General features: G+C 71.4%; 22 protein-coding genes. 18 read left to right on the top strand and 4 right to left on the bottom strand.

Annotated elements, in window-relative coordinates; genetic code table 11:
• Positions 1–4: 4 nt before the first annotated feature.
• The 7 genes from JMJ55_RS09700 to JMJ55_RS09730 all read left to right on the top strand — a co-directional run bounded on the left by JMJ55_RS09700 (position 5) and on the right by JMJ55_RS09730 (position 6819).
• Positions 5–814, top strand: coding sequence for an SDR family NAD(P)-dependent oxidoreductase (locus tag JMJ55_RS09700; protein WP_202825328.1), 810 nt, complete (start codon positions 5–7; stop codon positions 812–814).
• 22 nt (positions 815–836) lie between these two features.
• Positions 837–1796, top strand: coding sequence for a tripartite tricarboxylate transporter substrate binding protein (locus JMJ55_RS09705; protein ID WP_202825329.1), 960 nt, complete (start codon positions 837–839; stop codon positions 1794–1796).
• A 164-nt stretch (positions 1797–1960) separates the two neighbouring features.
• Entirely contained in the window at positions 1961–2977 is a 1017-nt protein-coding gene (locus tag JMJ55_RS09710; protein ID WP_202825330.1) for a LacI family DNA-binding transcriptional regulator, read from the top strand.
• 1 nt (position 2978) lies between these two features.
• The gene (locus JMJ55_RS09715; protein WP_202825331.1) at positions 2979–3878 is read left to right on the top strand and encodes an NAD(P)-dependent oxidoreductase; all 900 of its coding nucleotides are present in this window, start codon (positions 2979–2981) and stop codon (positions 3876–3878) included.
• 81 nt (positions 3879–3959) lie between these two features.
• Positions 3960–4829, top strand: coding sequence for an SMP-30/gluconolactonase/LRE family protein (locus tag JMJ55_RS09720; RefSeq protein ID WP_202825332.1), 870 nt, complete (start codon positions 3960–3962; stop codon positions 4827–4829).
• A 47-nt stretch (positions 4830–4876) separates the two neighbouring features.
• Positions 4877–5533: a glutathione S-transferase family protein gene (locus JMJ55_RS09725; RefSeq protein ID WP_202825333.1), complete on the top strand. Its 657-nt coding sequence runs from the start codon at positions 4877–4879 to the stop codon at positions 5531–5533.
• Positions 5530–6819: an alkaline phosphatase family protein gene (locus tag JMJ55_RS09730; protein ID WP_202825334.1), complete on the top strand. Its 1290-nt coding sequence runs from the start codon at positions 5530–5532 to the stop codon at positions 6817–6819. The genes JMJ55_RS09725 and JMJ55_RS09730 overlap by 4 nt, the downstream gene beginning before the upstream one ends.
• Here the strand turns inward: JMJ55_RS09730 and JMJ55_RS09735 are convergent.
• A complete protein-coding gene (locus JMJ55_RS09735) occupies positions 6816–7787 on the bottom strand; it encodes a Bug family tripartite tricarboxylate transporter substrate binding protein (RefSeq protein ID WP_202825335.1) in 972 nt (323 codons plus the stop codon). The genes JMJ55_RS09730 and JMJ55_RS09735 overlap by 4 nt on opposite strands.
• Before the next feature lie 123 nt (positions 7788–7910).
• Here JMJ55_RS09735 and JMJ55_RS09740 point away from each other — a divergent pair, with 123 nt between their 5' ends.
• From JMJ55_RS09740 to JMJ55_RS09755, 4 genes are all read left to right on the top strand, one after another.
• Positions 7911–8885 carry a Bug family tripartite tricarboxylate transporter substrate binding protein gene (locus tag JMJ55_RS09740; RefSeq protein ID WP_202825336.1) on the top strand — a complete coding sequence of 325 codons (975 nt, stop codon included), beginning with the start codon at positions 7911–7913 and terminating at the stop codon, positions 8883–8885.
• A 94-nt stretch (positions 8886–8979) separates the two neighbouring features.
• Positions 8980–10737: an FAD-dependent oxidoreductase gene (locus tag JMJ55_RS09745; RefSeq protein ID WP_202825337.1), complete on the top strand. Its 1758-nt coding sequence runs from the start codon at positions 8980–8982 to the stop codon at positions 10735–10737.
• Positions 10737–12260: a serine hydrolase domain-containing protein gene (locus JMJ55_RS09750; protein ID WP_202825338.1), complete on the top strand. Its 1524-nt coding sequence runs from the start codon at positions 10737–10739 to the stop codon at positions 12258–12260. The genes JMJ55_RS09745 and JMJ55_RS09750 overlap by 1 nt, the downstream gene beginning before the upstream one ends.
• Before the next feature lie 19 nt (positions 12261–12279).
• Entirely contained in the window at positions 12280–13848 is a 1569-nt protein-coding gene (locus JMJ55_RS09755; protein WP_202825339.1) for an ABC transporter substrate-binding protein, read from the top strand.
• Positions 13849–13858: 10 nt separating this feature from the next.
• Here JMJ55_RS09755 and JMJ55_RS09760 read toward each other — a convergent pair whose 3' ends face one another.
• Both JMJ55_RS09760 and JMJ55_RS09765 read right to left on the bottom strand, forming a co-directional pair.
• Positions 13859–14320 carry a CYTH domain-containing protein gene (locus JMJ55_RS09760; RefSeq protein ID WP_202825340.1) on the bottom strand — a complete coding sequence of 154 codons (462 nt, stop codon included), beginning with the start codon at positions 14318–14320 and terminating at the stop codon, positions 13859–13861.
• 10 nt (positions 14321–14330) lie between these two features.
• The gene (locus tag JMJ55_RS09765) at positions 14331–14858 is read right to left on the bottom strand and encodes a LysM peptidoglycan-binding domain-containing protein (protein ID WP_202825341.1); all 528 of its coding nucleotides are present in this window, start codon (positions 14856–14858) and stop codon (positions 14331–14333) included.
• A gap of 79 nt (positions 14859–14937) precedes the next feature.
• Here JMJ55_RS09765 and fdhD point away from each other — a divergent pair, with 79 nt between their 5' ends.
• The 5 genes from fdhD to JMJ55_RS09785 all read left to right on the top strand — a co-directional run bounded on the left by fdhD (position 14938) and on the right by JMJ55_RS09785 (position 19333).
• The gene (gene fdhD / locus JMJ55_RS09770; protein WP_202825342.1) at positions 14938–15810 is read left to right on the top strand and encodes a formate dehydrogenase accessory sulfurtransferase FdhD; all 873 of its coding nucleotides are present in this window, start codon (positions 14938–14940) and stop codon (positions 15808–15810) included.
• A complete protein-coding gene (gene mobA / locus JMJ55_RS09775; RefSeq protein WP_202825343.1) occupies positions 15803–16411 on the top strand; it encodes a molybdenum cofactor guanylyltransferase MobA in 609 nt (202 codons plus the stop codon). The genes fdhD and mobA overlap by 8 nt, the downstream gene beginning before the upstream one ends.
• A 46-nt stretch (positions 16412–16457) precedes the next feature.
• Entirely contained in the window at positions 16458–16583 is a 126-nt protein-coding gene (locus JMJ55_RS31560; protein ID WP_268885276.1) for a hypothetical protein, read from the top strand.
• Positions 16584–16731: 148 nt separating this feature from the next.
• Positions 16732–18363 (top strand): ATP-binding protein, encoded by a 1632-nt coding sequence (locus tag JMJ55_RS09780; RefSeq protein WP_328702607.1) that lies wholly within the window; start codon positions 16732–16734, stop codon positions 18361–18363.
• Positions 18364–18370: 7 nt separating this feature from the next.
• On the top strand, positions 18371–19333 hold the full coding sequence (locus JMJ55_RS09785) for a Bug family tripartite tricarboxylate transporter substrate binding protein (RefSeq protein WP_236033545.1): 963 nt from the start codon (positions 18371–18373) through the stop codon (positions 19331–19333).
• A 6-nt stretch (positions 19334–19339) separates the two neighbouring features.
• Here the strand turns inward: JMJ55_RS09785 and JMJ55_RS09790 are convergent, their stop codons facing one another.
• Positions 19340–20818, bottom strand: coding sequence for a methyl-accepting chemotaxis protein (locus JMJ55_RS09790; RefSeq protein ID WP_328702599.1), 1479 nt, complete (start codon positions 20816–20818; stop codon positions 19340–19342).
• Between the two features lie 112 nt (positions 20819–20930).
• On the opposite strand from JMJ55_RS09790, the gene JMJ55_RS09795 reads away from it, so the two are divergent.
• On the top strand, positions 20931–21719 hold the full coding sequence (locus JMJ55_RS09795; RefSeq protein WP_202825346.1) for a RibD family protein: 789 nt from the start codon (positions 20931–20933) through the stop codon (positions 21717–21719).
• Positions 21716–22687: a zinc-dependent alcohol dehydrogenase gene (locus tag JMJ55_RS09800; RefSeq protein WP_202825347.1), complete on the top strand. Its 972-nt coding sequence runs from the start codon at positions 21716–21718 to the stop codon at positions 22685–22687. The genes JMJ55_RS09795 and JMJ55_RS09800 overlap by 4 nt, the downstream gene beginning before the upstream one ends.
• The last annotated feature ends 8 nt before the right edge of the window (positions 22688–22695 follow it).

Below are 22695 nucleotides of genomic sequence, written 5' to 3' on the forward strand. Positions count from 1 at the left end.
TGGAATGGTAGCGATCACACCGAGACCGGGTGGAACTGAGGGAGGCGGCCTGCGTGGCCGCAGGGCGCTGGTCACCGGCTCGACCGGCGGCATCGGCCTCGCCGTGGCGGAGGCCCTGGCGGCCGAGGGCTGCGACATCCTGTTGCATGGCCTCGCCACGGAGGCGGAGGCCGCGCCCGCCCTGGCCGCAGTGGCGGCGCACGGCGTCGAGGCCCGCTACCACCGGGCCGACCTGGCCGATCCGGCCGCCATTGCCGCCCTCGCCGCCAGGGCCAGGATGCCCGACATCCTGGTGAACAACGCCACCACCCGGCATTTCGGCCTGGTCGAGGATACCGCGCCCGAGGCCTGGGACATGGACATCGCCGTCAACCTCTCGGCGGCCTTCCATCTGCTGCGGCTGATCCTGCCGGGGATGCGGCGGCGCGGCTGGGGGCGGGTGCTCAACATGTCCTCGATCTACGGCCTGGTCGGCGCCGCGGGGCGCATCGGCTATGTCACGACCAAGACCGCGCTGATCGGGCTGACCCGCGCGGTGGCGCTGGAGACGGCCGAGAGCGGCATCACCTGCAATGCGCTCTGCCCCGGCTCCACCCTCACGCCGAATATCGAAGGGCGCCTCCGCGCCGCCATGGCGGCCGGCGAGCTCGACCGGGCGGCGGCGGAGGCGAGGTTCCTCGCCGGCAAGCAGCCGACCGGCCGCTTCGTGCAGGCCGAGGCGGTGGGCGCGATGGCGGCCTTCCTCTGCGGCGAGGCGGGACGGGACATCACCGGGGCCGTGCTGCCGATCGATGGCGGCTGGTCCGCGGCCTGAAGCAGTGGAGCGGAGATAGGGGATGGAACGGCGAACTCTGTTGGGTGCCCTGGGTGCGGCGGCGCTGCTGCCGGCGCCGGCCCTGGCGCAAACCTTCCCCTCGCGCCCCTTGCGGCTGATCGTCACCTGGCCACCCGGCGGCACCACCGACATCCTGGCCCGGCAGCTCGCGCCGCAGCTCTCGGCGCGGCTCGGCCAGCCGGTGGTGATCGAGAATCGCGGCGGCGCCTCGGGCGCCATCGGCGCGGCGGAACTGGCGCGGGCGCCGAATGACGGCCACACCTTCGGCATGGTGACCAGCACGGTGATCTCCGCCGCGCTGCTCTCCCGCACCGCCTATGACCCGCTGCGGGACCTGACGCCGATCCTGCTGCTGGCGCGCGTTGCGAATATCCTCGTGGTCAACCCGGCGCTGCCGGTGCGGACGGTGCCGGAGCTGATCGCGCTGGCCAAGGCGCAGCCGGGCAAATTGACCTTCGGCTCACCCGGCATCGGCTCGGCCGTGCATATCTCGGGCGAGATGTTCAAGCTCGCCGCCGGCGTCGACATGGTGCATGCGCCCTATCGCGGCGGCGGGCCGGCGCTGGCGGATGTGGTAGCGGGGCATCTCCAGCTCATGTTCGGCAATGCCAGCTCCACCCTGCCCTTCGTGCGCGAAGGCTCGCTGCGCGCCATCGCCGTCACCTCCGGCGCGCGCGCCGCCTACCTGCCCGAGGTGCCGACCATCGCGGAGACGCTGCCCGGCTTCGCCATCGATGAGTGGTATGCGGTGCTCGGCCCCGCCGGCATGCAGCCCGCCCTGGCGGAGCGGCTGAACGCCGCCTTCATGGACATCGTCACCCAGCCCGCCGAGCGCGCCCGGCTGCTGGAAGGCGGCGCCGAGGTGGCCGGCGGCACGGTCGAGGAATTCCGCGCCTTCATGGCCGCCGAGGTCGAGAAGATCGGCACCGTGGTGCACGACGCGCGCATCACTGCGGAGTAGGGCGTGTCTGCAATGGAACCGGCGATGGATCGGCGCGGGATTTTTCGGCGTGGCCAGGACAAGGACGCAGCCGATGCTGGTTGCATCGGCAAGTCCGGGGACGCCGCCACGGCGGAAAAGAACCGCCGAGACGCGCCGCATTCCATTGCAGGCACGCCCTAGTCATGGACGGCGAGCCTCCCGGCGCGGCGGTGCGGATGCGGGACGTGGCCCGTGTTGCCCAAGTCTCCGCCATGACCGTCTCCCGCGCACTGAAGGACCCCGAACGCGTCTCGCCCGAGGTGCGGGCGCGTGTCGAGGAAGCGGTGCGTCGGGTCGGCTATGTGCCGAACCGACTGGCCGGCAGCCTGTCCTCCTCGCGTTCCAACGTCATCGGCCTGGTCGTGCCGAGCATCGATAACTCCCTTTTCGCCAGCACCATCCAGGGCATCTCGGACGTGCTGCGGCGGCATGGGCATGAGCTGATGATCGCCTCCTCCGGCTATGGCGAGGCGGCGGAGGAGGCGGCGATCCGTGCCTTCCTCGGCCAGCGCGTCGCCGGCCTGATCCTGCACGACACCACGCATTCGCCCGAGGCGGTGACGATGATCCGCCGCGCCGGCATCCCCGTGGTCGAGAACGGCACGCTGACCCGCCAGCCGCTCGATATGGTGGTCAGCTATTCCAACCACGACGCCGCCATGGCGATGACGCGGCACCTGCTGCGGCTCGGCTATCGCCGCATCGGCTTCGTCACCCTGCCGCTCGCGGCGAATGAGCGCAGCCGGGACCGCCGCCGCGGCTATGCCGCCGCGCTGGAGGAAGCCGGCCTGCCCTATGATCCGCGCCTGGTGCTGGAAGTGCCACCGGGCCTCGCGGCGGGGGTGGAGGCGCTGGACCGGCTGCTGGAGGGCGGCGGCGATCCGGATGCCATCTTCTTCGCCGGCGATGTGCTGGCAATCGGCGCGGCGCTGGAATGCAACCGGCGCGGCTGGCCGGTGCCGGGCCGCGTCGCCATCGCCGCCTTCGACAATATCGACCTGCTCGGCCATCTCGTGCCGCCGGTGACCACGCTGCGCCTGCCGCGCCACGAGATCGGCCGCCGCAGCGCCGAGGTCCTGCTCGACCGCATCGAAGGCCGTGCGACAGGTCCGCTGACCGTGGACCTGCGCTTCGAAATCATCCACCGGGCGAGTACGTGACATGACGGATCAGGTGATCGGCTTCATCGGCCTCGGACAGATGGGCAGCCGCATGGCGGCGCGGTTGCTGGCCGCCGGCCACCGCGTGGTGGCCTATGACCCCGTCGCGGCGCCGCTGGAGGCCGCCGTGGCGCAGGGCGCCACCCGCGCCGCCAATCCGCGCGAGGTGGCGGACCGGGCCGACCTCGTCTTCGCCAGCCTGCCCTCGCCCGGCGTGGTGCGCGCCGTGGCGCTCGGCCCGGATGGCGTGCTGCAGGGCCAGCGCGCCCGCTGCTTCGTCGATCTCTCCACCACCGGCCCGCGCGTGGCGGGCGAGGTCGCGGCCGGCTTCGCCGAGGCAGGCCGCTCCACCTTCGACTGCCCGGTGAGCGGCGGGATCGCGGGCGCGGCGAATGGCCGGCTGGCCATCATGGTCTCCGGCCCGCAGGCGGAGTATGCGGCGCTGGAGCCGCTGCTGCAGGTCTTCGGCAAGCCCTTCTTCTGCGGCGAGAAGCCGGGCCAGGCGCAGGTGCTGAAGCTCTGCAACAACCTGCTCGCCGCCGCGGCGCTCGCGGTGTCTTCCGAGGCGATTGCGATGGGGGTGAAGGCGGGGCTCGATCCGGCGTTGATGTGCGAGGTAATCAATGCCAGCAGCGGCCGGAACAGCGCGACCCAGGACAAATTCCCCCGCGCCGTCATCCCCCGCACCTTCGACTTCGGCTTCACCACCGGCCTGTCGCACAAGGATGTCCGGCTCTGCGTCGATGAGGCGGAGGCGATGGGCGTGCCGATGGTGGTGGGCAGCGCGGTGCGGCAGATGCTGGCCGTGACCAGCGCGACCTTCGGCCCCGAAAGCGACTTCACCCATATCGCCCGCGTGGTCGAGCAATGGGCGGGGGTGGAGATCGGCCAGGCGGGCTGACAAGTCGGGCTGACCGGGCCGGCGGAACCGCAGGCGGTCTCGCCGGTTCGTCTGCCTTCCCCGCGGAGGAGATGGGTCGGGATGACCACCACGGATCCGATCCTCGCCGAGGCCAGTCCCGTCTGGGTGGCCGGTGCCCGGCTGGGGGAAGGCGCGCTCTGGGACGACCGGGCCGGCCGGCTCTGGTGGGTCGATATCCAGGGCCGCCGCCTGCACCGGATGGACGAGGCCGGGGGCGACCGGCGGAGCTGGGACCTGCCGCAGGAACCGGGCTGCGCGGCGCTAGCCAAGGATCCGGCCGCGCTCCTCCTCGGCCTGCGCAGCGGCGTCTTCCGTTTCGCGCCGGAGACAGGGCGGCTCGACTTCCTGGCCGCGCCGGAGGGCCACCGCGCGAGCCATCGGCTGAATGATGGGAAGATCGATCGCTCCGGGCGCTTCTGGTTCGGCACCATGCATGCCGAGGAGCTCCCATCGGAAGGCGCCCTGTATCGGCTGGAAGGGCCGGGGCGCGTCCTGCACTTCGACGGGCCCTATACCGTGCCGAACGGCCCGGCCTTCTCGCCCGATGGCCGCATCCTCTATTGCGCCGACAGCCCGACGGGCATCGTCCATGCCTTCGAAGGCAGCGCGCGACGGGAATTCCTCCGCTTCCGTGAGGCGGATGGGCATCCGGACGGCATGACGGTGGATGCCGAGGGCTGCCTCTGGGTTTGCCATTGGGGTGGCAGCCGTGTCTCCCGCTTTCGCACCGATGGGCAGCTTTTGGGCCGGATCGAGCTGCCGGTCGAGAATGTCACGAGCTGTGCCTTCGGCGGCGCCGATCTGCGCACCCTCTTCATCACCACCGCCGGCGGATCGGGCGTGCCGGGGCCCGGCCTGGCCGGCAGCGTCTTCGCGGCCCGAACCGCCGTGCATGGCCTGGCGGCAGGGCGCGCGATGCTGGCCGGTTGACGTCGAGTCGGTCCTGAGACGACCCTCTGGGCCAGGGGAGGACTCTCATGCTGACCATCTACGGTGTCTACCGGTCCCGGGCGTCGCGGAATATCTGGCTGGCCCATGAGATGGGGCTGCCCTTCCGGCATGTTCCGGTCATCCAGCACTACCGCCTGGCCGATCCGGCAGCGGCGGATGCGCCGCTCAACACCCGCTCACCCGAATTCCTGAAGGTGAACCCGAACGGCCGCATCCCGTCGGTGGATGATGGCGGCTATGTCCTGCACGAAAGCCTCGCCATCAACCTCTACCTCGCCAAGGCCTATGGCGGCACGCTCGGCCCGGCGGATGCGAAGGAGGACGGGCTGATGACGATGTGGTCGATCTGGGCGACCACGGAGGCCGAGCCGCACACCATTGAGATCCTCTACCATCGCCTGTCCTATCCGCCCGCCGAACGCGATGCGGCGAAGGCCGATGCGGCAGTCGCGGCGCTGCGCGGCCCCTTCGCCGTGCTGGATGCGGCGCTGGCCGGGACGGGCTTCCTGGTGGGCGGGCGCTTCACCGTTGCCGACCTCAACCTGGCCGAGGTGATCCGCTACGCGACGCCGGCGCCCGAGCTGTTCGAGGCCGCGCCGCGGGTGAAGGCCTGGCTCGCCGCCTGCCATGCGCGCCCCGCCTTCCAGCAGATGATGGCGACGCGGGATCAGGAACCGGCATGACCGGCGGCCGGCTCGCGCTGCTCGTCATCATGGACGGGCTGCGCCGGGACATGGTCTCGCCGGAGCGCACGCCCCATCTGTGGCGGCTGTATCACCGCGGCACGCGCTTCGCCGGCTACCATTCGATGTTCCCGAGCGCGACGCGCGTCGTCTCCGCCTGCACCGCCACCGGCTGCCGGCCGGCGGGGCATGGGCTGATCGGCAATTCCCTGGCGCTGCTGGATGCCGATGGCAGGCTGCACCCGCATGATGCCGGTGCGCCCGGCTTCCTGCCGGCCCGCCGCGCCCTGCATGGCCGCGCGCTGGAACGGCCCACCCTGGCCGACCGCCTGGCCGCGTGGGGCGGGGCGATGATCTTCAGCAATGTCTCGCCCGGCGCCGCCCTGGCGCATGATCCGAACCGGTCCGGGCATCTGGTGAACCGCATCATCGCCCATGCGCCGGGGCAGGAAGCGCCGCCCATGGCGGAGGTCACGCTCGACGCCGCCGGCGACGCGCTGCTGACTGGGCGCTTCCTTGATGAGGCGGTGGCGCCCGGGGGCCGCCGGCCGGATTTCGGCCTGCTCTGGCTCGGTGAGCCGGATGCATCGCAGCATGCCTGGCCGCTGGGCTCGCCGGAGGCCTGGGCGGCCATCGCCGCCGCCGATGCCCGGCTCGGCGAGGTCATGGAGGCGGCCGACCGTCGCCGCGCCGCGGGCGATGCGGTGCTGCTGCTGGCCGGCTCCGACCATGGGCATGAGACGGTCGAGGGCGTCATCGATGTCGAGGCAGAATTGTTCGCGGCCGGGCTGCGGCCGGGGGCCGAGGCCGGGCTGGTCACCGCCTCCAATGGCAGCTCCGTCCTGGTTCATATGGCGCCGGGCCGCGACCCGGGACCGGTGCTGGAATTCCTCCGCACCCGGCCCTGGGCCGAGGCGGTGCTGGAGGGCGAGGCGTTGCGCCGCCAGGGCCACCGGCCGGGCGTCGAGGGCCTGGTCGCTGCCATCGCCATGCGCCGGCATGAGGGGCGCAACCCCTTCGGCATCCCAGGGATGGTGCTGGTCGCCAAGCCGGCCGCGGGCAAGCCCGATCGGCTGGGCTGCGGCCAGCATGGTGGGCTGGGCGCGGCCGAACAGGCTTCGGTGATGGTGGCCGAGGGGCCGGTCTTCGCCGCCGGCGCCACGGATGCAGCGCCGGCCTCGCCGATCGATCTCGCCCCGACCATCCTCGCCTTCCTCGGCCTGGGCGATGCGGGGCAGCCGATGGATGGCCGCCCCTTGCAGGGCCGCCCGGCGGGCCTTGCCTAACGAGCCTGGGCGCCGGAGCGGGCGATCAGGCCGGCGATCCGCGGCGTCTCCTCGGCCAGGAAGGCGCGGAAGCGGTCGGTGCCCATCTCCGGCCAGAGCACGGTGCCGGTGCCGTTGAAGAATTCCTGCACCCGGGAATCGGCCATGGCCTCCCGCACCGCGCCCGCCAGGCGCGCCACGATCTCGGCCGGGGTGCGCGCCGGGACGAAGAGGCCCGCCCAGGGCACCATCTCCGCGCCGGGCAGGCCGGCCTCGGCGACCGTCGGGATGCCCGGCGCGAGGGCCACCCGCCCGCTATCGGTTACGGCCAGGGCGCGCAGCCGCCCCTCCCGCACATGCGGCAGGCTGGTCAGCGGATAGTCCCACATGACATCCAGCCGCCCGCCGATGACATCGTTCAGCCCCTGCGTGCCATTGGCATAGGGGGCATGGGCCATCCGGATGCCGGTCGACTGCAGCAGGGCTTCGGCCGCCAGATGCGGCGAGGTGCCGATGCCGGTGGAGGCATAGGTCAGCCCCTCCGGCCGGCTGCGGGCCGCCTCGACCAGTTCGGCCAGCGTGGTCCAGGGGCGGGAGGGCGGCACGACAATCAGATGCGGCGAGGCGCCGAGGCCGTGGACGGGTGCGAGGTCGCGCTGCGGGTCGTAACGCAGGGTGGGGAAGATGGACGGCGCGGCGGAAATCGGCCCCTGGCTGCCATAGAGCATGAGGTAGCCATCGGCCGCACCGCGGGCGACGAATTCGGCCCCGATCGTGCCGCCGGCGCCCGGGCGGTTCTCCACCACCACCGTCTGGCCGAGGAGCTGGCCCATGCGCTGGGCCAGGGTCCGGGCGCTGGTATCGGTGATGCCGCCGGCCCCGAAGGGGACGATCCAGGTGATGGGCCGTGCGGGGTAGCCCTCGGCGCGCGCGGGGCCGGGCAGCAGCGCCGGCAGGGCCAGCAGGGCACGGCGGACGATCCTCGTCATGGTGCGGCCTCCCAGATCGGTTTTCCCGAAGCATAGCCACCCGGGGCCGGGGCGGCCAAGCGCGGGTGGTTCCCCTATCCCCGGCCTTCTGCTTCCATCGCTGCAAAACGGGAGGAAACAGCGATGCACATCCTGCGGCGCCGCGTGCTCAGCCTGCTGCCTGCCCTGCCGGCTGCCTTGCCTGCCTTGGCCCAGACGCGGTCCTGGCCCAGCCGCCCCATCCGCTGCATCGTCCCCAGCGCCACCGGTGGCTACGATGTCTATGCAAGGCTGATGGCGCCCCGCCTCTCGGAGCTGCTGGGCCAGCCGGTGGTGATCGACAACCGGCCCGGCGCCAATGGCAATATCGGCATGCAGGAAGTGCAGCGCAGTGCGGCGGATGGCTACACGCTGCTCTTCGGCCATATCGGCGCGATCACCATCAACACCACCATCTATCGCAATATGCCGCTCGATCCGGTCGAGGATCTGGCGCCGGTCGCGGTCGCCGTCACCTCGCCCCTGGTCTGGGTGGTCAATCCTGGCCTGCCCTTCCGCACCATGCCGGAGCTGGTGGCGAAGGTCCGGGCCGAACCGGGCGAATGGCGCTATGCGCTGCCGAGCAGCGGCAGCATCAACCATCTCGTCGTCGAGGATTTCAAGCGCCGCCACCGGCTCGACCTGCCGGCGGTGCCCTATCGCGGCACGCCCCAGGCACAGACGGATGTGATCGCCGGCCAGGTGCCGGTCATGCTGGACAGTCTCGGCGCCGGCTACGGCCATATCGCCGGCGGCCGCGTCCGGGCGCTCGCCGTCACCGCGCGCGAACGCTCGCCCCGGCTGCCCGATGTGCCGACCATGCTGGAGCTCGGCCTCGACGCCCGCGAATACGTCGCCTGGTATGCCTTCATGGCGCCCAAGGGGACGCCGCCGGAGGTGATCGGGCGCTTCAACCTGCTGGTCAACCAGGTGCTGGAGGAGCCGGCCCTGGTGGCGCGGCTGCGCGAGCTCGGCGCCTCCCCGCGCGGTGGCACGCCGGCCGAGGCGCTGGCCTTCCTCCGCAGCGAGCAGCGCGACTACGGCGCCATCGCGCGGGAGGGGAAGATCGAGGTGGAATGACCGGGCCGCGCCTTGCCGCGTCGCGGGGCCGCGCCTAGCCTTCGCCTCAAGGGTCCACGCACTGCAACGGCTGGACAATGGAGGAACGAACGCCATGGACGGCATCCTGACCGGCACCTCCCTCGATGCGATGGCGAAGGCCTGGCTGCAGGAATTCGAGGCGGCGCTCACCGCCCGGAGCACGGCGCGCCTCGCCGCGCTCTTCGCCGGGGAATGCCACTGGCGCGACATCCTGGCCTTCGACTGGGACCTGCACACGACCTCCGGCGCCGAGGCGATCGCGGCACGGATGCTGCCGTCGCTGGATCGCCTGGCGCCGCACGGCTTCGCCCTGGCCGCCGGCCGCACGCCGCCCCGGCGCGTGACCCGCGCGGGCACCGAGGCGATCGAGGCGATCTTCGGCTTCGAGACCAGCATCGGGCCCTGCATCGGCGTCCTCCGCCTCGTCACCGAGGCCGGCGAGCCGCGCGCCTGGACGCTGATGACCTCGCTCGACGAGATCCGCGGGCATGAGGATCCGGCCAATGGCAAGCGCTGGCAGGAGGTGGATTGGAAGCGGAATTTCGGCGGGGAGAATTGGCTCGACCGGCGCAACCGCGCCCGCGCCTATGCCGACCGTGACCCGGCCGTGCTGGTGGTGGGCGCGGCGCAGGCGGGCCTCTCGGCCGCGGCGCGGCTGACGCTGCTCGGCATCGATACGCTCGTCATCGATCGGGAGGAGCGCATCGGCGATAGCTGGCGGCAGCGCTACCACGCGCTGACGCTGCACAACGAGACCCGCGTCAACCACCTGCCCTACATGCCCTTCCCGCGCTCCTGGCCGGTCTTCATCCCGAAAGACATGCTAGCGAACTGGTTCGAGATCTATGCCGAGGCGATGGAGCTGAATGTCTGGACCCGGACGGAGCTGACGAGCGGAAGCTGGGACGAGGCCGCGCAATGCTGGGATGTCGTGCTGAAGCGCGGCGATGGCACCGAACGGCGGATGCGGCCGCGCCACATCGTCTTCGCCAATGGCGTCAGCACCACGCCGGTCATGCCGGACCTGCCGGGGCTGAAGGATTTCCGCGGCACGGTGCGGCATTCCGGTCGCTATGGCAGCGGGCTCGACTGGCGCGGCAAGCGCGCGCTGGTGCTCGGCACCGGCACTTCGGGACATGACGTAGCGCAGGATCTCTGCGTCTCCGGCGCGGCGGAGGTGACGATCATCCAGCGCAGTCCTTCGTTGGTGGTGAGCCTGAAGGAAGCGCAGGCGCCCTATGCCCTGTACGACGAGGAGATTCCCTTCGAGGATCTCGACCTCCTCGCCACCTCCTTCCCCTTTCCGGTCTATCGCCGCGCGCATCAGTTGATGACCGCGAAGAACCGCATCGCCGACAAGGCGCTGCTCGATGGGCTGCAAAGCCGCGGCTTCCGGCTGAATTTCGGCGAGGACGAGAGCGGCTGGCAGATGATGTATCAGCGCCGCGGCGGCGGCTATTACTTCGATGCCGGGTGCTCGCAGATGATCGTCGATAGCCGCGTCGGGCTGATCCAGTTCGACGACATCGAACGCTTCGGGCCCGAGGGCGCGATCATGCGCGACGGCAGCGTGAAGCCGGCCGACCTGATCGTGCTGGCGACCGGCTATGAAGGCCAGGCGGCCTCGGCGCGGCGCATCCTCGGCGATGCGGTGGGCGAGCGCATTGGCCGCGTCTGGGGCTTCGATGAGGAAGGGGAGCTGCACGGCATGTGGCGCCCCACCGGGCAGACCGGCCTCTGGTTCCTCGCCGGAGGGCTGGCGCAGTGCCGCATCTTCTCGAAGGTGCTCGCCCTGCAGATCAAGGCGCGGGAGCTGGGGCTGGTCGGCTGATGCCCGGCTTCGACCGCGGCGCCGCCGCGGCCCAGGCCGATGCCTCCGCCGCCGGCTGGGAGGCCGAGGCGGGGCCGGGCGGGGCGATCCTGCTGTTCGGCCGAGACGGGCCATTCCATGCCTCCTGCGGCGGCCTGGCTGACCTCGCGCAGGGGCTGCGGATCACGCCCGACACGGCCTTCCGCTGGGCCTCCATCACCAAGCAGGTGCTGGCCTCCCTGGTGGTGCGCGAGGGGCCGGACCTCGAGGAGACGCTGGGCGGGCATATCCCCGGCCTGTCGCCTGCAGTAGGGTCGGTCACGATCGGCCATGCGCTCGGCATGACCTCGGGCCTGCCCGATGCGATGGAGGCGGCCTGGCAGACCCATGTGCCGCCCACCACCGCCATGTCGCGCGCCATGCTGTTCGACTTCGTGGCGCGGCTGCCGGCCCTGAACTACGCCCAGGGCACCGAGATCAGCTACACCAATACCGGCTACCGCCTGCTCCAGCACCTGATGGAGGCGCGGCTCGGCGAGATGGGCGAGGTCTGGCAGGACCGGTATTTCCGCCCACTCGGCATGGCCGGGACCCGCTTCCCCGAGGACTGGACCGATCCGGTGCCCGGCCTCGCCCGCGGCTATTGGCGCGACGGGCAGGGGCGCTGGCATGAGGGGCGCTACGGGCCGCATTTCTCCGCCTCGGGCGGGCTGGCCGGATCGGCCCGCGACCTCGCCGCCTGGCTTGCCGCGCTGCTGGCCGGCAGCGGCTCGCTCGTCGGCACGCTGGAAGCGCTCTCGGCGCCGCGGCGCCTCCTCGATGGGCGGGAGACGGCCTATGGGCTCGGCCTCGGCCGCTCGCCGCTCGGCGGGCATAGGATGTTCGGCCATGGCGGGTCGCTGCCGGGCTTCAAGAACCATGTGCTGCTCAGCCGCGAGCTCGATGCGGGCGTCGTGGTGCTGACCAACCGCGAGGAGACGGACAGCCTCGGCTTGGCGCTCTCGGTCATGGCGGCGGGGCTCGGCCTGCCGCCGGCGCCGCCACCCGCGGCGGGGCTGCTCGGCCCCGGCCTCTATGCCGCGGCGGATGGCGGACCCTTCTGGATCGAGGTCACGGCGGATGCGGTCAGCTTCCTCGGCACGCAGGAACGGCTCTATGCGGGTGGAGATGGCTGGGCGGTCTCCTGCAGCCCCTATATGTGGATCCGGCTGCGCCAGGACGGCCCGGCGATCGAGGGCGAGGTGAACCATGCCGCCCGCCGCTTCCTGCCGGTCGGGGAAGCTGCCTGCGACCCCGCCTGGGCCGGCGAATGGCGGCATGAGGAGTTCGGCGCCGCCTTCCGGGTCGCGGAGGATGGCGGCTCGATCCGCATGGGGGCCGGCCCCCTGCAGGCCAATATGCCGCTGACGCCGCTCGGGGCCGGCCGCGCGGTCTTCCGCCGTGCCGATGGTCCCTGGGCGCAGCGGCCCTGCCTTCACTTCCAGGGAGGGACGGCGCGGATTGTCAGCAATCGCTGCCGCGTGCTGGACTTCCACCGGGCCTGATAACCGGGGGACGGTGCCGATGACGCTTCGCGCAACCTTGCTGGCTGCTCTGCTGGCGGCCGGGCTCGCCCTACCCGCCGGGGCGCAATCCGTGCTGCGGGTCGTGCCGCATGCCGATCTCAAGACGCTCGATCCCGTCGCCGTTTCGGTCAGCATCACCCGGCTGCACGGGCTGATGATCTACGAAACCCTCTTCGCCTGGGATTCGGCGCTGCAGCCGAAGCCGCAGATGGTCGAAGCCTGGTCGGTCAGCGACGACCAGCTCACCTGGCGCTTCACCCTGCGGCCGGAGCTTCGCTTCCATGACGGCAAGCCGGTGACGACGCGTGACGTCGCCGCCTCGCTGCGCCGCTGGATGCTGCGGGACACGGTCGGCTCGCGCCTCAGCGATGCCCTCGCCCGGCTCGAGATCATCGACGACCGGAGCTTCGCCCTGGTTCTCAAACGGCCCTTCGGGCTGATGACCTATGCCCTCGGCTCCGCGGTCGGCGCCATCCCGGCCATCATGCGGGAGGAGGATGCGCAATCCGATCCCGGGCGGCCGGTCACGACCACCATCGGCTCCGGCCCCTTCCGATTCGTGCGCGACCAGTGGATGGCCGGCCAGCGCGTCGTCTATGAGCGGAACCCCGACTACCGCCCCCGCAGCGAGCCGGCCGATGGCCTCGCCGGCGGCCGCGTGGTGAAGGTCGACCGCGTGGAATGGATCAACATCCCCGATGCATCGACGGTCGCCGCCGCGCTGCAATCCGGCGAGATCGACATCTGGGAGCAGGTGGCGGGCGACCTTGTCCCGGTCGTTTCCCGCCAGCGCGGCCTCGTGGTGGACCGGCTGAACGGGCTCGGCACCCAGGGCATGCTGCGGCCGAACAGCCTCTTCCCGCCCTTCAACGACCCGCGCGCCCGGCTGGCGCTGGCCTATATCGTCGACCAGGCCGACACCATGGCGGCCGGCTTCGGCGAACCGCGCTGGTGGCGGCGCTGCGAGGCCTATTTCGTCTGCGGCACCGCCTATGCCTCGGAGGCCGGGACGGAGCCCTATGCGCGGCCGAATCTTGAGCGCGCCCGCGCTCTCCTCGCCGAGGCAGGCTACCGGGGCGAGCGGCTGGTCTTCATCACCACCAACGACATCCCCTGGATCGGCCGCATGGCGGAGGTCGCCGCGGCCGGGATGCGCCGGGCCGGGATGAATATCGACCTGCAGTACAACGACTGGGGCACGGTCATCACCCGCCAGCCGCGCAAGGACCCGCCCGACCAGGGCGGCTACAACATCTTCGCCACCGGCGCCTCGGGCGCGACGATGTTCCATCCGCTGACGAATATCGGCACCAGCATGTCCTGCGACGGCCGTAACTGGGCCGGCTGGCCCTGCGACGAGGAGGCGGAGCGGCTGCGCGTCGCTTTCATCGAGGCGTCGGACGAAGCGGAGCGGCGGCGCTTCGCCGAGGCCTTGCAGGCGCGGCTCGCGGTGGTGCAGCCCTATCGCCTGCTCGGCCAGGCCGATGTCCCCTATGCGCGCCGCGCCGCCGTCGAGGGCGTGCTGGCCGCACCGGTGATGGTGTTCTGGAATATCGAGAAGCGCTGACGCCCGGGGACTATTCCGGCGGCCCCGCCGCGCGGGACAGGGCGACGTTCTGGTAACGCGCATCCTCCGTCACCTCTCGCCCCAGCCAATCGGGGCGGCGGAAGGGGTGGTCGGGCTTCGGGAGTTCGATCTCGGCCAGGACCAGCCCCGCGAGATGGCCGGCGAATTCGTCCACCTCCCAGACCAGACCATCCTGCGGGATGCGGTGGCGGGTCTTCTCGATGATCGGCTGCCGGCAGAGCAGCGCCAGCATCGTCTCCGCATCGGCGGGCGGGATCGGGTATTCGAACTCGGCCCGGGTCAGCAGGCCAGGACCCTTGACCGTGAGGAAGGCCTGATCCCCCGCCTGGCGGATGCGCACCACCGGCGGGCCGGCATGCAGATAGCCCTGGCGCAGCCGGAGGCCGGGGCCGGCGGCGCTGCGCCAGCCCTCCCCGGCGACCAGGAATTTGCGCTCGATTTCGGTTCCCATCCGGATTGACTTAGGCCGGCGGGATGCGGATCACCATCCCCGGCCCGGGCAGGGTGCCGGCCAGGATGGGCGCATTCGCCTCCATCAGCCGCCGCTCGTCCCCGCCGAGATGGCGGGCGGCGAGCTCGGCCAGGGTCTCGCCCGGCTGCATGGTGTGGAACAGGCTGCGGCCGGGGCCGAAGCGGGTGCCGGTCTCGACCTGGGCCTGGTGCATGGCGGTTTCCGCCGCCTCGGTGCTCGCGGCGCCGGCGGGCAGCCGGGCGAAGGCGCCGAGGCTGTCCAGCAGGCCGGGGGTATGGGCCGGGGTCAGCTTGTCCTCGACCCGCGCCACGCCCTGGAGGTTGCCCGTGGCCAGCACCAGCCGCTCCGCCGCATCGCCATCGGCGACGCTTCCCTCCAGCGTCACCACCTCGCCCCGCCGGTTGATGCGCAGCCCGGCATGGGGCAGGCCGAGGCGGTCGAGATGGGCGGTGATCGCCTCCGGGCCGGCGCCGCTGAGGGGCAGGCCGGCATCGGCGGGGAATTCATAGCTGGGCATCGGCGTCTCCTTCGGTCCGGCAACGTCCGGTGCCGAGGATGGGTTGCGCGGCGGGCCCAGGCTCCCCACCCTCCGCCGCATGGAACCGCCGCTTCTCGTCCAGCCCGACCCCACCGACCCGCGGCTGACCCGCCGTGTCACCGGCCTCGACCAGACCGGGGCGCAGGTCGAAGTCAGCGTCACGGTGGAACGGCCGCTCACGCTGTATCTGAACAGGCAGGAGATCGTCACCATGATGACGATCCTCGACCGGCCGGAGGATCTGGCGCTCGGCTACCTGCTGAACCAGGGGATGCTGCGGCGCGACGATGTCGTGCACGGCGTCGAGTATGACGAGGATCTCGGCGTCGTCATCGTGCGGACCGAGCGGCGCACCGATTACGAGGAGAAGCTGAAGAAGAAGACGCTGACCAGCGGCTGCGCCCAGGGCACCGCCTTCGGCGACCTGCTGGAAGACTTCGCCGCCCGGCGCCTGCCGGCGGCCGAGTTGCGCACCTCCTGGCTCTACCGGCTGCTGCACCGCATCAACACCCTGCCGACGCTCTACCTGGAAGCCGGCGCGATCCATGGCTGCGCGCTGTGCCAGCAGGACCGGCCGCTGGTCTATATGGAGGATGTCGGCCGCCACAATGCGGTGGACAAGATCGCCGGCTGGATGTTCCGCGCCGGCTGCGCGCCGGACGACAAGATCTTCTACACCACCGGTCGCCTCACCTCGGAGATGGTGATCAAGACGGTGCGCATGGGGATCCCGATCCTGATCTCGCGCAGCGGCTTCACCGCCTGGGGCGTGGAACTGGCGCGGGAGGCGGGTCTGACGCTCATCGGCCGCTGCAAGGGCAAGCGCTTCACGGCGCTGGCCGGGGAGGAACGCATCGTCTTCGATGCCGACCTCGCCTATGTCGAGGAGGAAAGTGCGAAGCATTGGCGGAAGAATGCCCGGGATGAGTAGCGTCTGGGCGGTGGTGCTGGCCGGCGGGCTGGCGCGGCGGATGGGCGGCGGCGACAAGCCGCTGCGGCTGCTGGGGGGGCGGCCGCTGCTCGACCATGTGCTGGCGCGGGTCGCGCCGCAGGTGGCGGGCGTGATCCTGAATGCCAATGGCGACCCGGCGCGCTTCGCTCCCTATGGGCTGCCGGTGGTGCCGGACCCGCTGCCGGATCATCCCGGGCCGCTGGCCGGCATCCTGGCTGGGCTCGACTGGGCCGCGGCGCAGCGTCCGGAGGTCGCGGATATCCTCTCGGTGCCGGGCGACTGCCCCTTCCTGCCGCCCGATCTCCTCGCCCGGCTGGAGGCGGCACGACGGGCGGCGGGGGTGCCGCTGGCCTGCGCCGCCTCGGGTGGGCAGACGCATCCGCCGGTGGCACTCTGGCCGGTCGCGCTGCGTGGGGCCCTGCGCACGGCCCTCCTGGACGGCGAGCGGAAGATCGACCGCTGGACCGCCCGCTTCGGCTGCGCCGCGGCGGACTGGCCCGCCACGCCGCGCGACCCCTTCTTCAACGCCAATGCGCCGGCGGATCTGGCGCTGGCCGAGTCCCTCTTGCCTTCGGAATGAGCCGGACCCATACCGCTATGGTGCCATTCTCGGGGAGTGCGTCACGGTGAAATCGATCCTGGTCGGCATCCTCGCCGCCGCCAGCCTGGCCGCCGCGGCGGCCCTGGTGCTGAACAAGGAATTCCAGCGCAGCGCCGAAGAGCAATTCAGGACCGAATCCGTCCGGCTCTGATCGACAGGCCCGCTTTTGTTTCGGAATAGATTCGTCACGAGTACAAATCTTGCACTCGTTACATGTCTTGACATACGCGGCGCTGTACGAATCTTGGCGCACCGGTAAGGCGTGCCGGGGCATGTAAGGGGAGCCGGGGTTGGACATCGTGGCCGCGACCGAAGCGATCCGGCGGCGCGGCTGGCCTGGGTTGGCCATGGCGCTGGCGGCTCCGTTGCTCGGCCTCGCCCTGCGCCTGCTGCTGGATGACCTCCTCACCGGCTATCCCTTCCTCACCTTCTTCCCTGCCATCCTGGCCGCGGCCTTCCTCGGCGGCTGGCTGGCCGGAGCGCTTGCGACGCTGCTCTCGGCCGGGCTGTCCGGCTACTTCCTGATCGAGCCGGTCGGCAGCTTCCACCTCTCCTGGCCCTCCGGCGCCATCGGCATGGCATCCTTCATCACCGTCTCCACCATCATGGTGGCGCTGCTGGACCAGCTGCTGCGGGCCGCCACCCGCCTGGCCGAGACCGGCCGGCAGATGCAGGAGAACCAGGCCCGGCTGGAGGAACAGGTGGCGCTCCGTACCCGCGAGCTGACCCTGCTGAACGCCCATCTGCGGGAACAGATCAGCCGCCGCGACCGCGCCGAGGCGCAGGTGCGGCAGATGCAGAAGATGGAGGCGGTCGGCCAGCTCACCGGCGGCATCGCGCATGACTTCAACAACATGCTGGCGATCATCATCGGCAGCCTGGACGTCATGCGCCGCCGCTTGGGCCAGGGCCGCACCGATATCGAAAAGCACCTGGACCATGCGATGGACGGGGCGCGCCGCGCCGCGGCGCTGACCCATAAGCTGCTCGCCTTCGCCCGCCGCCAGCCGCTCGCGCCGGTGGTCGTGGATGCCAATGCGCTGATCGCCGAGTTGGAGGAGCTGTTCCGCCGCACCCTCGGCGAGCAGGTGAAGCTGGAATGCGTGCTGGCCGGCGGGCTCTGGCGCTGCATGATCGATCCCGGCCAGCTCGAGAATGCGCTGCTCAACCTGGTGGTCAATGCGCGCGACGCCATGCCGCAGGGCGGCCGGCTGACGATCGAGACGCAGAATGCCTATCTCGACGACGCCTATGCGGCGGCGGAGGCGGATGTCACCGCCGGGCAATATGTGCTGATCGCGGTGACCGATACCGGCACCGGCATGCCGCCGGAGGTGATCGCCCGCGCCTTCGACCCCTTCTTCACCACCAAGGGTGAGGGCCGCGGCACCGGGCTCGGGCTCAGCCAGGTGCATGGCTTCGTCAAGCAGTCGCGCGGCCACATCAAGATCTATTCCGAACAGGGGCACGGCACCACGCTGAAGCTCTATCTGCCGCGCCATACCGGCGAAGGCGGGCCCGCCGCCGGCGAGCCGCCGGCCGCTGCCATCGCCCCGGCCGGCAGCGGGCTGATCCTGCTGGTCGAGGATGACGAGGCGGTGCGCCGCGTGCATTCCGGCATGCTGCGGGAGCTGGGCTATACGGTGGAGGAGGCGCCGGACGGCGTCTCGGCCCTGTCCATGCTGCCGCGACTGGGGCCGGTGCAGCTCCTGTTTACCGATGTGGTCATGCCGGGGATGAGCGGGCGGATGCTGGCCGAACAGGCGCGGCAACAGCGCCCGGGGCTCCGCGTGCTCTACACCACCGGCTATACGCCGAATGCCATCGTCCATAACGGCGTGGTGGATGCGGGCGTGGAGCTGCTGACCAAGCCCTTCTCCTTCGACCAGCTCGCCCGCAAGGTGCGGCAGGTTCTCGACAAGGGGGGCTGAGGTGCCGATGCCCGATGCGATGACGGCCCTGCGCGGCCTGGCGGTGCTGGCCTTGCTGGCAGTCGGTCCCGGCGCGGCCCGGGCCGAGTATCCCGACCGGCCGATCACCATGGTGATGCCCTATTCGCCGGGTGCGGCGGATGTGCTGATCCGGGCCATGGGCGAGCATCTCCAGCGGGCGCTCGGCCAGCCGCTGGTGCCGATGACGCGGGACGGCGCCTCGGGCGTGGTCGGCATGCGCATCGTCGCCGGCAACCCGCCGGATGGCTATACGCTCGGCCATACGCCGATGACCGCGATCGTGGTGCAGCCGCATCTGCTGCGCGATGCCGGCATCGGGCCCGACAGCTTCGAAGGCGTCTGCGGCACCAATGAGAACGTCATCACCGTCGCGGTCCGGGCGGACAGCCCAATCCGCGACCTGCCGGGGCTGGTGGCGGAAGGGCGGCGGCGGGCCCTGAGCTTCGGCAGCCCGGGGCCGAATTCCCTGCCGCAGCTCGCGGTCTGGCGGGTGCAGAGGGCTACGGGGGTGGAGATGAACCATGTCCCCTATCGCGGCGAGGCCCCGCATGTGAACGACACCCTGGCGGGGCGGCTGGATTTCTCCGCCGCCATCGTCAGCTCCGTCGCCGAGCTGGTGCGGGCCGGGCGGATGCGGATGCTGGCGGTCTTCTCCGAGAACCGGCATCCGGATTTCCCGGATGTGCCGACAGCACGCGAGCAGGGGATCGACGCGCTGCAATTCTCCCAGGTCGGCATCTATGCGCCGCGTGGCACGCCGGCGCCGGTGCTCGACCGGCTCGAGGCCGCATGCCGCGGCGCGCTGGAGGAGCCGGCGGTGCGCCGCGTGCTGGCGAGCAGCGCCAGCCCGGTGCGCTTCATGCCGCGGGCCGAGCTGACCCGCATGATCCACACGGAATATGCGAATTACGGCCGCATCCTGCGCGAGCTGGGCGTCGAGCCGCAGTAGCTAGCCTCAACGCACCAGCACCTGCGCCGCCTGCTTGGTCTTGCCCATGGCGTCGCCCGCCTCCTGCACCGCGGCGGTGATCTCGCCCATGCTGGCGGAGACGGTGGAGACCGAGCCCGCCGCATTGCGCATGGTCTCGGCCAGGCTGCGGGTCACCGCATTCTGCTCCTCGACCGCGGCGGCGGTGAGGGTGACGCTGTCGAGCACGGTCGCCACCGCTTCCCGGATCGCGTCCAGCGCGCCGGCGACGCCGGTGGAGGTGGTCTGGATGCCATCGATCTCGGCGGAGATCTGTTCGGTGGCGCGGGCGGCCTGCACCGCCAGGTTCTTCACCTCCGAGGCGACCACGGCAAAGCCCTTGCCGGCCTCGCCGGCCCGCGCCGCCTCGATTGTCGCGTTGAGGGCGAGGAGGTTGATCTGGCTGGCGATGGTGCGGATCAGCCCGACGATGCCGCCCATGGCCTGCGCCGCCTGGGTCAGGCTGTCGGTGGTGCGGGCCAGGGCCTTCGTCTCGTCGGAGGCGCGTTCGGTGGCGGCGCGCGAGCGGGCCATGCTCTCGGCGATCTCACTGATCGAGGCAGCGAGTTGCTCGATGCCGCCGGCGGCGGACTGGACCTCGGCATTGGTGCGGTCGGCGGCGGCGGCAGCCGCGCCGGCGCTGCCGGCGGAGCGGGCGATCGCGCCATCGATCTCGGCGAAGTTGCGGTCGATCAGCTGCTTGAGGTTGCCGAGGAGCTGGACGTTCGGGGTGATGTCGGTGGCGGTCTTCACCACCTTCGCCACCTTGCCATCCGTATCGAGGATCGGGTTGTAGGCGCCTTCGATCCAGACCTCCCGGCCACCCTTGCCGACCCGGCGGAATTGCGCGGCCTGGTATTCGCCCGCCCGCAACCTGTCCCAGAAGCGCTGGTAGTCCGGGCTCTCGCGCAGGCTGGGCTCGACAAAGATGGCGTGATGGCGGCCGCGCACCTCCTCCGGCCTATAGCCCATGGCCTGGAGGAAATTCGCGTTGGCATCGAGGATGGTGCCGTCCGGGTCGAACTGGATGATGGCCTGGGACCGACCGAGCGCGGCCAGTTGAGCGGCATGATCCAGGTTGCGCCGGCGTTCCCCCGCATCGGTCCATTCGAAGGCGAAGCCGATCCGCCGTCCATTGTCACGCAGCGGTGTCACGCGCAGGTCCAGCTCCCGCGGGCCGATGCGGAGGGTGGTGACCTGCGGCGCCTCGAGCGTGGAGAGGGTCGCCCGCTGCTGCGCCGGGTCGCGCTGGAAGACATCGATGCTGCTGCCGATCAGCGCATCGGCCTGGAAGCGCGGCAGCTCGGTCCGGAAATCGGCCTCGGCCTCCCGCATCAGGGCGCGGGCGGCGGGGTTCATGTGGAGAATGGTGAAATCCTGGCCGACGAGCATGACATTGGCCTGGAGCGCGTCGAGTGCTGCGACCCGTGCCGCGAAGGCCGGGTTGCGACGGAATGCCTGAAGCACGGATACGGTCTCCTGCGAACATCGTATCAATCTCAGAAATTTCGATTAAGGAATGGTTGGCGCGAAGGTCCCGCTGGCGCCGCGTCCACCGTTCCGGCATGGTCGCGCCGGCATGGACGGCACCGGGGCGATTGACGACTGGACTGCGCTGCTGGCCTGGCGCGGGCGCGGCTGCGCCCCGCCCGGCGGCACAGCGCTCGCGGCGCTGTTCGGGCCGCTGCTGGCCCCGGCCCGGGCGCCGGATGGCTGCGTGGTCGTCGGGCGGCTGGCCCAGACGCTGGACGGGCGGATCGCCACCGCCTCCGGCTCCTCGCAATGGATCGGCGGCCAGGGCGATATCCTGCACACCCACCGGCTGCGGGCGCTCTGCGATGCGGTCGTCGTCGGCGCCGGCACGGTGCGGCATGACGATCCGCGGCTGACCACCCGCGCCTGTCCCGGCCCCGATCCGGTGCGGGTGGTGCTGGACCCTGAGCGGCGGCTCGATGCCCGCTACCAGATGTTCCAGGGCGGCCCGCCGACCCTGCTGCTGGCCGCCGATGACGCGCCCGGCGGCGACCGGCTGGGCGAGGCGGAGGTGGTGCGGCTGCCGCGCGATCCGGTGGCCGGCGGGCTCGGCATTCCCGCCATCCTGCGGGCGCTGGCGGCGCGCGGCCTGACCCGCATCTTCGTCGAGGGCGGCGGCGTCACGGTCAGCCGCTTCCTCGCCGCCGGCGCGCTGGACCGGCTGCATGTGACGGTGGCGCCGGTGCTGCTCGGCTCCGGCATCCCCGCCTTCACCCTGCCCGAGGCGGCGCGCATCGCCGATGGTCTGCGCTTCCGCTGGACCGTGCATCCGCTGGAGCCGGACATGCTGTTCGACATCGCGCTCGACCGGGTGCGGCCGGGGGTCTGCGCGTGAAGGCAAGGGCCTTGTGGTATGTGGCGCCGGGTGTCGCGGAGCTGCGCGAGGAAAGCCTCCCGCCCCGCGCGCCCGACCAGGCGCTGGTGCGAATGCGGGCCAGCGGCATCTCGCGCGGGACGGAGCGGCTGGTGCTCGCGGGACGGGTGCCGGAGAGCCAGTGGCCGGTGATGCGGGCGCCGCTGATGGCCGGGGATTTCCCGCATCCGGTGAAATACGGCTATGCCGCGGTGGGGGTGGTCGAGGACGGGCCTGACGCGCTGCTCGGCCGGCGGGTCTTCTGCCTGCATCCGCACCAGGATCTCTTCCTCGCCCCGGCGGCGATGTGCATCCCCGTCCCCGATGACGTGCCCGATCTCCGCGCCGTGCTGGCCGCCAATATGGAGACGGCGGTGAACATCCTCTGGGATGCGCGGCCGCTGCTCGGCGAATGGGCGCTGGTGGTGGGCGCCGGCGTGGTCGGGCTGCTGGCCGCGGCGCTGCTGGCGCGCATCCCGGGGCTTTCGGTCACGCTCTGCGACATCGATCCCAGGCGGGCGGGGCTGGCACGGGCCATGGGCGCCGAATTCTGCCGGCCGGAGGAAGCGCCCAAGGGCTGCGACCTGGTGGTGCATGCCAGCGGCAGCGCCGCCGGGCTCCGCCTCGCCCTCGCCCATGCGGGCTTCGAGGCGCGGATCATCGAGGCGAGCTGGCATGGCGACCGCGAGGTTTCTCTGCCGCTCGGCGAGGCCTTCCATGCCGGGCGGTTCGCCCTGATCTCCTCCCAGGTGGGGCAGGTGGCGCCGGCCATGCGCGGGCGGCGCAGCCATGCGGACCGCCTGGCCCTGGCGCTGGCCTTGCTGGCGGATTCGCGCTTCGATGCGCTGCTCGCGCCGCCCCTCCCCTTCGCCGGGCTGCCGGCGGCCCTGCCGGGGCTGCTGGAGGAGGGTGGCTCCCATCCCTGCCCGACCATCCTCTACTACCCGTGAGACCTGCC

It is taken from the genome of Belnapia mucosa, assembly GCF_016775475.1.
Taxonomy (GTDB): domain Bacteria; phylum Pseudomonadota; class Alphaproteobacteria; order Acetobacterales; family Acetobacteraceae; genus Belnapia; species Belnapia mucosa.

Bases quoted from the DNA above. Each gene is read 5' to 3' on its own strand.
- JMJ55_RS09700 (WP_202825328.1), top strand. From the start codon at position 5: ATGGTAGCGATCACACCGAGACCGGGTGGAACTGAGGGAGGCGGCCTG.
- JMJ55_RS09705 (WP_202825329.1), top strand. From the start codon at position 837: ATGGAACGGCGAACTCTGTTGGGTGCCCTGGGTGCGGCGGCGCTGCTG.
- JMJ55_RS09710 (WP_202825330.1), top strand. From the start codon at position 1,961: ATGGACGGCGAGCCTCCCGGCGCGGCGGTGCGGATGCGGGACGTGGCC.
- JMJ55_RS09715 (WP_202825331.1), top strand. From the start codon at position 2,979: ATGACGGATCAGGTGATCGGCTTCATCGGCCTCGGACAGATGGGCAGC.
- JMJ55_RS09720 (WP_202825332.1), top strand. From the start codon at position 3,960: ATGACCACCACGGATCCGATCCTCGCCGAGGCCAGTCCCGTCTGGGTG.
- JMJ55_RS09725 (WP_202825333.1), top strand. From the start codon at position 4,877: ATGCTGACCATCTACGGTGTCTACCGGTCCCGGGCGTCGCGGAATATC.
- JMJ55_RS09730 (WP_202825334.1), top strand. From the start codon at position 5,530: ATGACCGGCGGCCGGCTCGCGCTGCTCGTCATCATGGACGGGCTGCGC.
- JMJ55_RS09735 (WP_202825335.1), bottom strand. From the start codon at position 7,787: ATGACGAGGATCGTCCGCCGTGCCCTGCTGGCCCTGCCGGCGCTGCTG.
- JMJ55_RS09740 (WP_202825336.1), top strand. From the start codon at position 7,911: ATGCACATCCTGCGGCGCCGCGTGCTCAGCCTGCTGCCTGCCCTGCCG.
- JMJ55_RS09745 (WP_202825337.1), top strand. From the start codon at position 8,980: ATGGACGGCATCCTGACCGGCACCTCCCTCGATGCGATGGCGAAGGCC.
- JMJ55_RS09750 (WP_202825338.1), top strand. From the start codon at position 10,737: ATGCCCGGCTTCGACCGCGGCGCCGCCGCGGCCCAGGCCGATGCCTCC.
- JMJ55_RS09755 (WP_202825339.1), top strand. From the start codon at position 12,280: ATGACGCTTCGCGCAACCTTGCTGGCTGCTCTGCTGGCGGCCGGGCTC.
- JMJ55_RS09760 (WP_202825340.1), bottom strand. From the start codon at position 14,320: ATGGGAACCGAAATCGAGCGCAAATTCCTGGTCGCCGGGGAGGGCTGG.
- JMJ55_RS09765 (WP_202825341.1), bottom strand. From the start codon at position 14,858: ATGCCCAGCTATGAATTCCCCGCCGATGCCGGCCTGCCCCTCAGCGGC.
- fdhD (WP_202825342.1), top strand. From the start codon at position 14,938: ATGGAACCGCCGCTTCTCGTCCAGCCCGACCCCACCGACCCGCGGCTG.
- mobA (WP_202825343.1), top strand. From the start codon at position 15,803: ATGAGTAGCGTCTGGGCGGTGGTGCTGGCCGGCGGGCTGGCGCGGCGG.
- JMJ55_RS09785 (WP_236033545.1), top strand. From the start codon at position 18,371: ATGCCCGATGCGATGACGGCCCTGCGCGGCCTGGCGGTGCTGGCCTTG.
- JMJ55_RS09795 (WP_202825346.1), top strand. From the start codon at position 20,931: ATGGACGGCACCGGGGCGATTGACGACTGGACTGCGCTGCTGGCCTGG.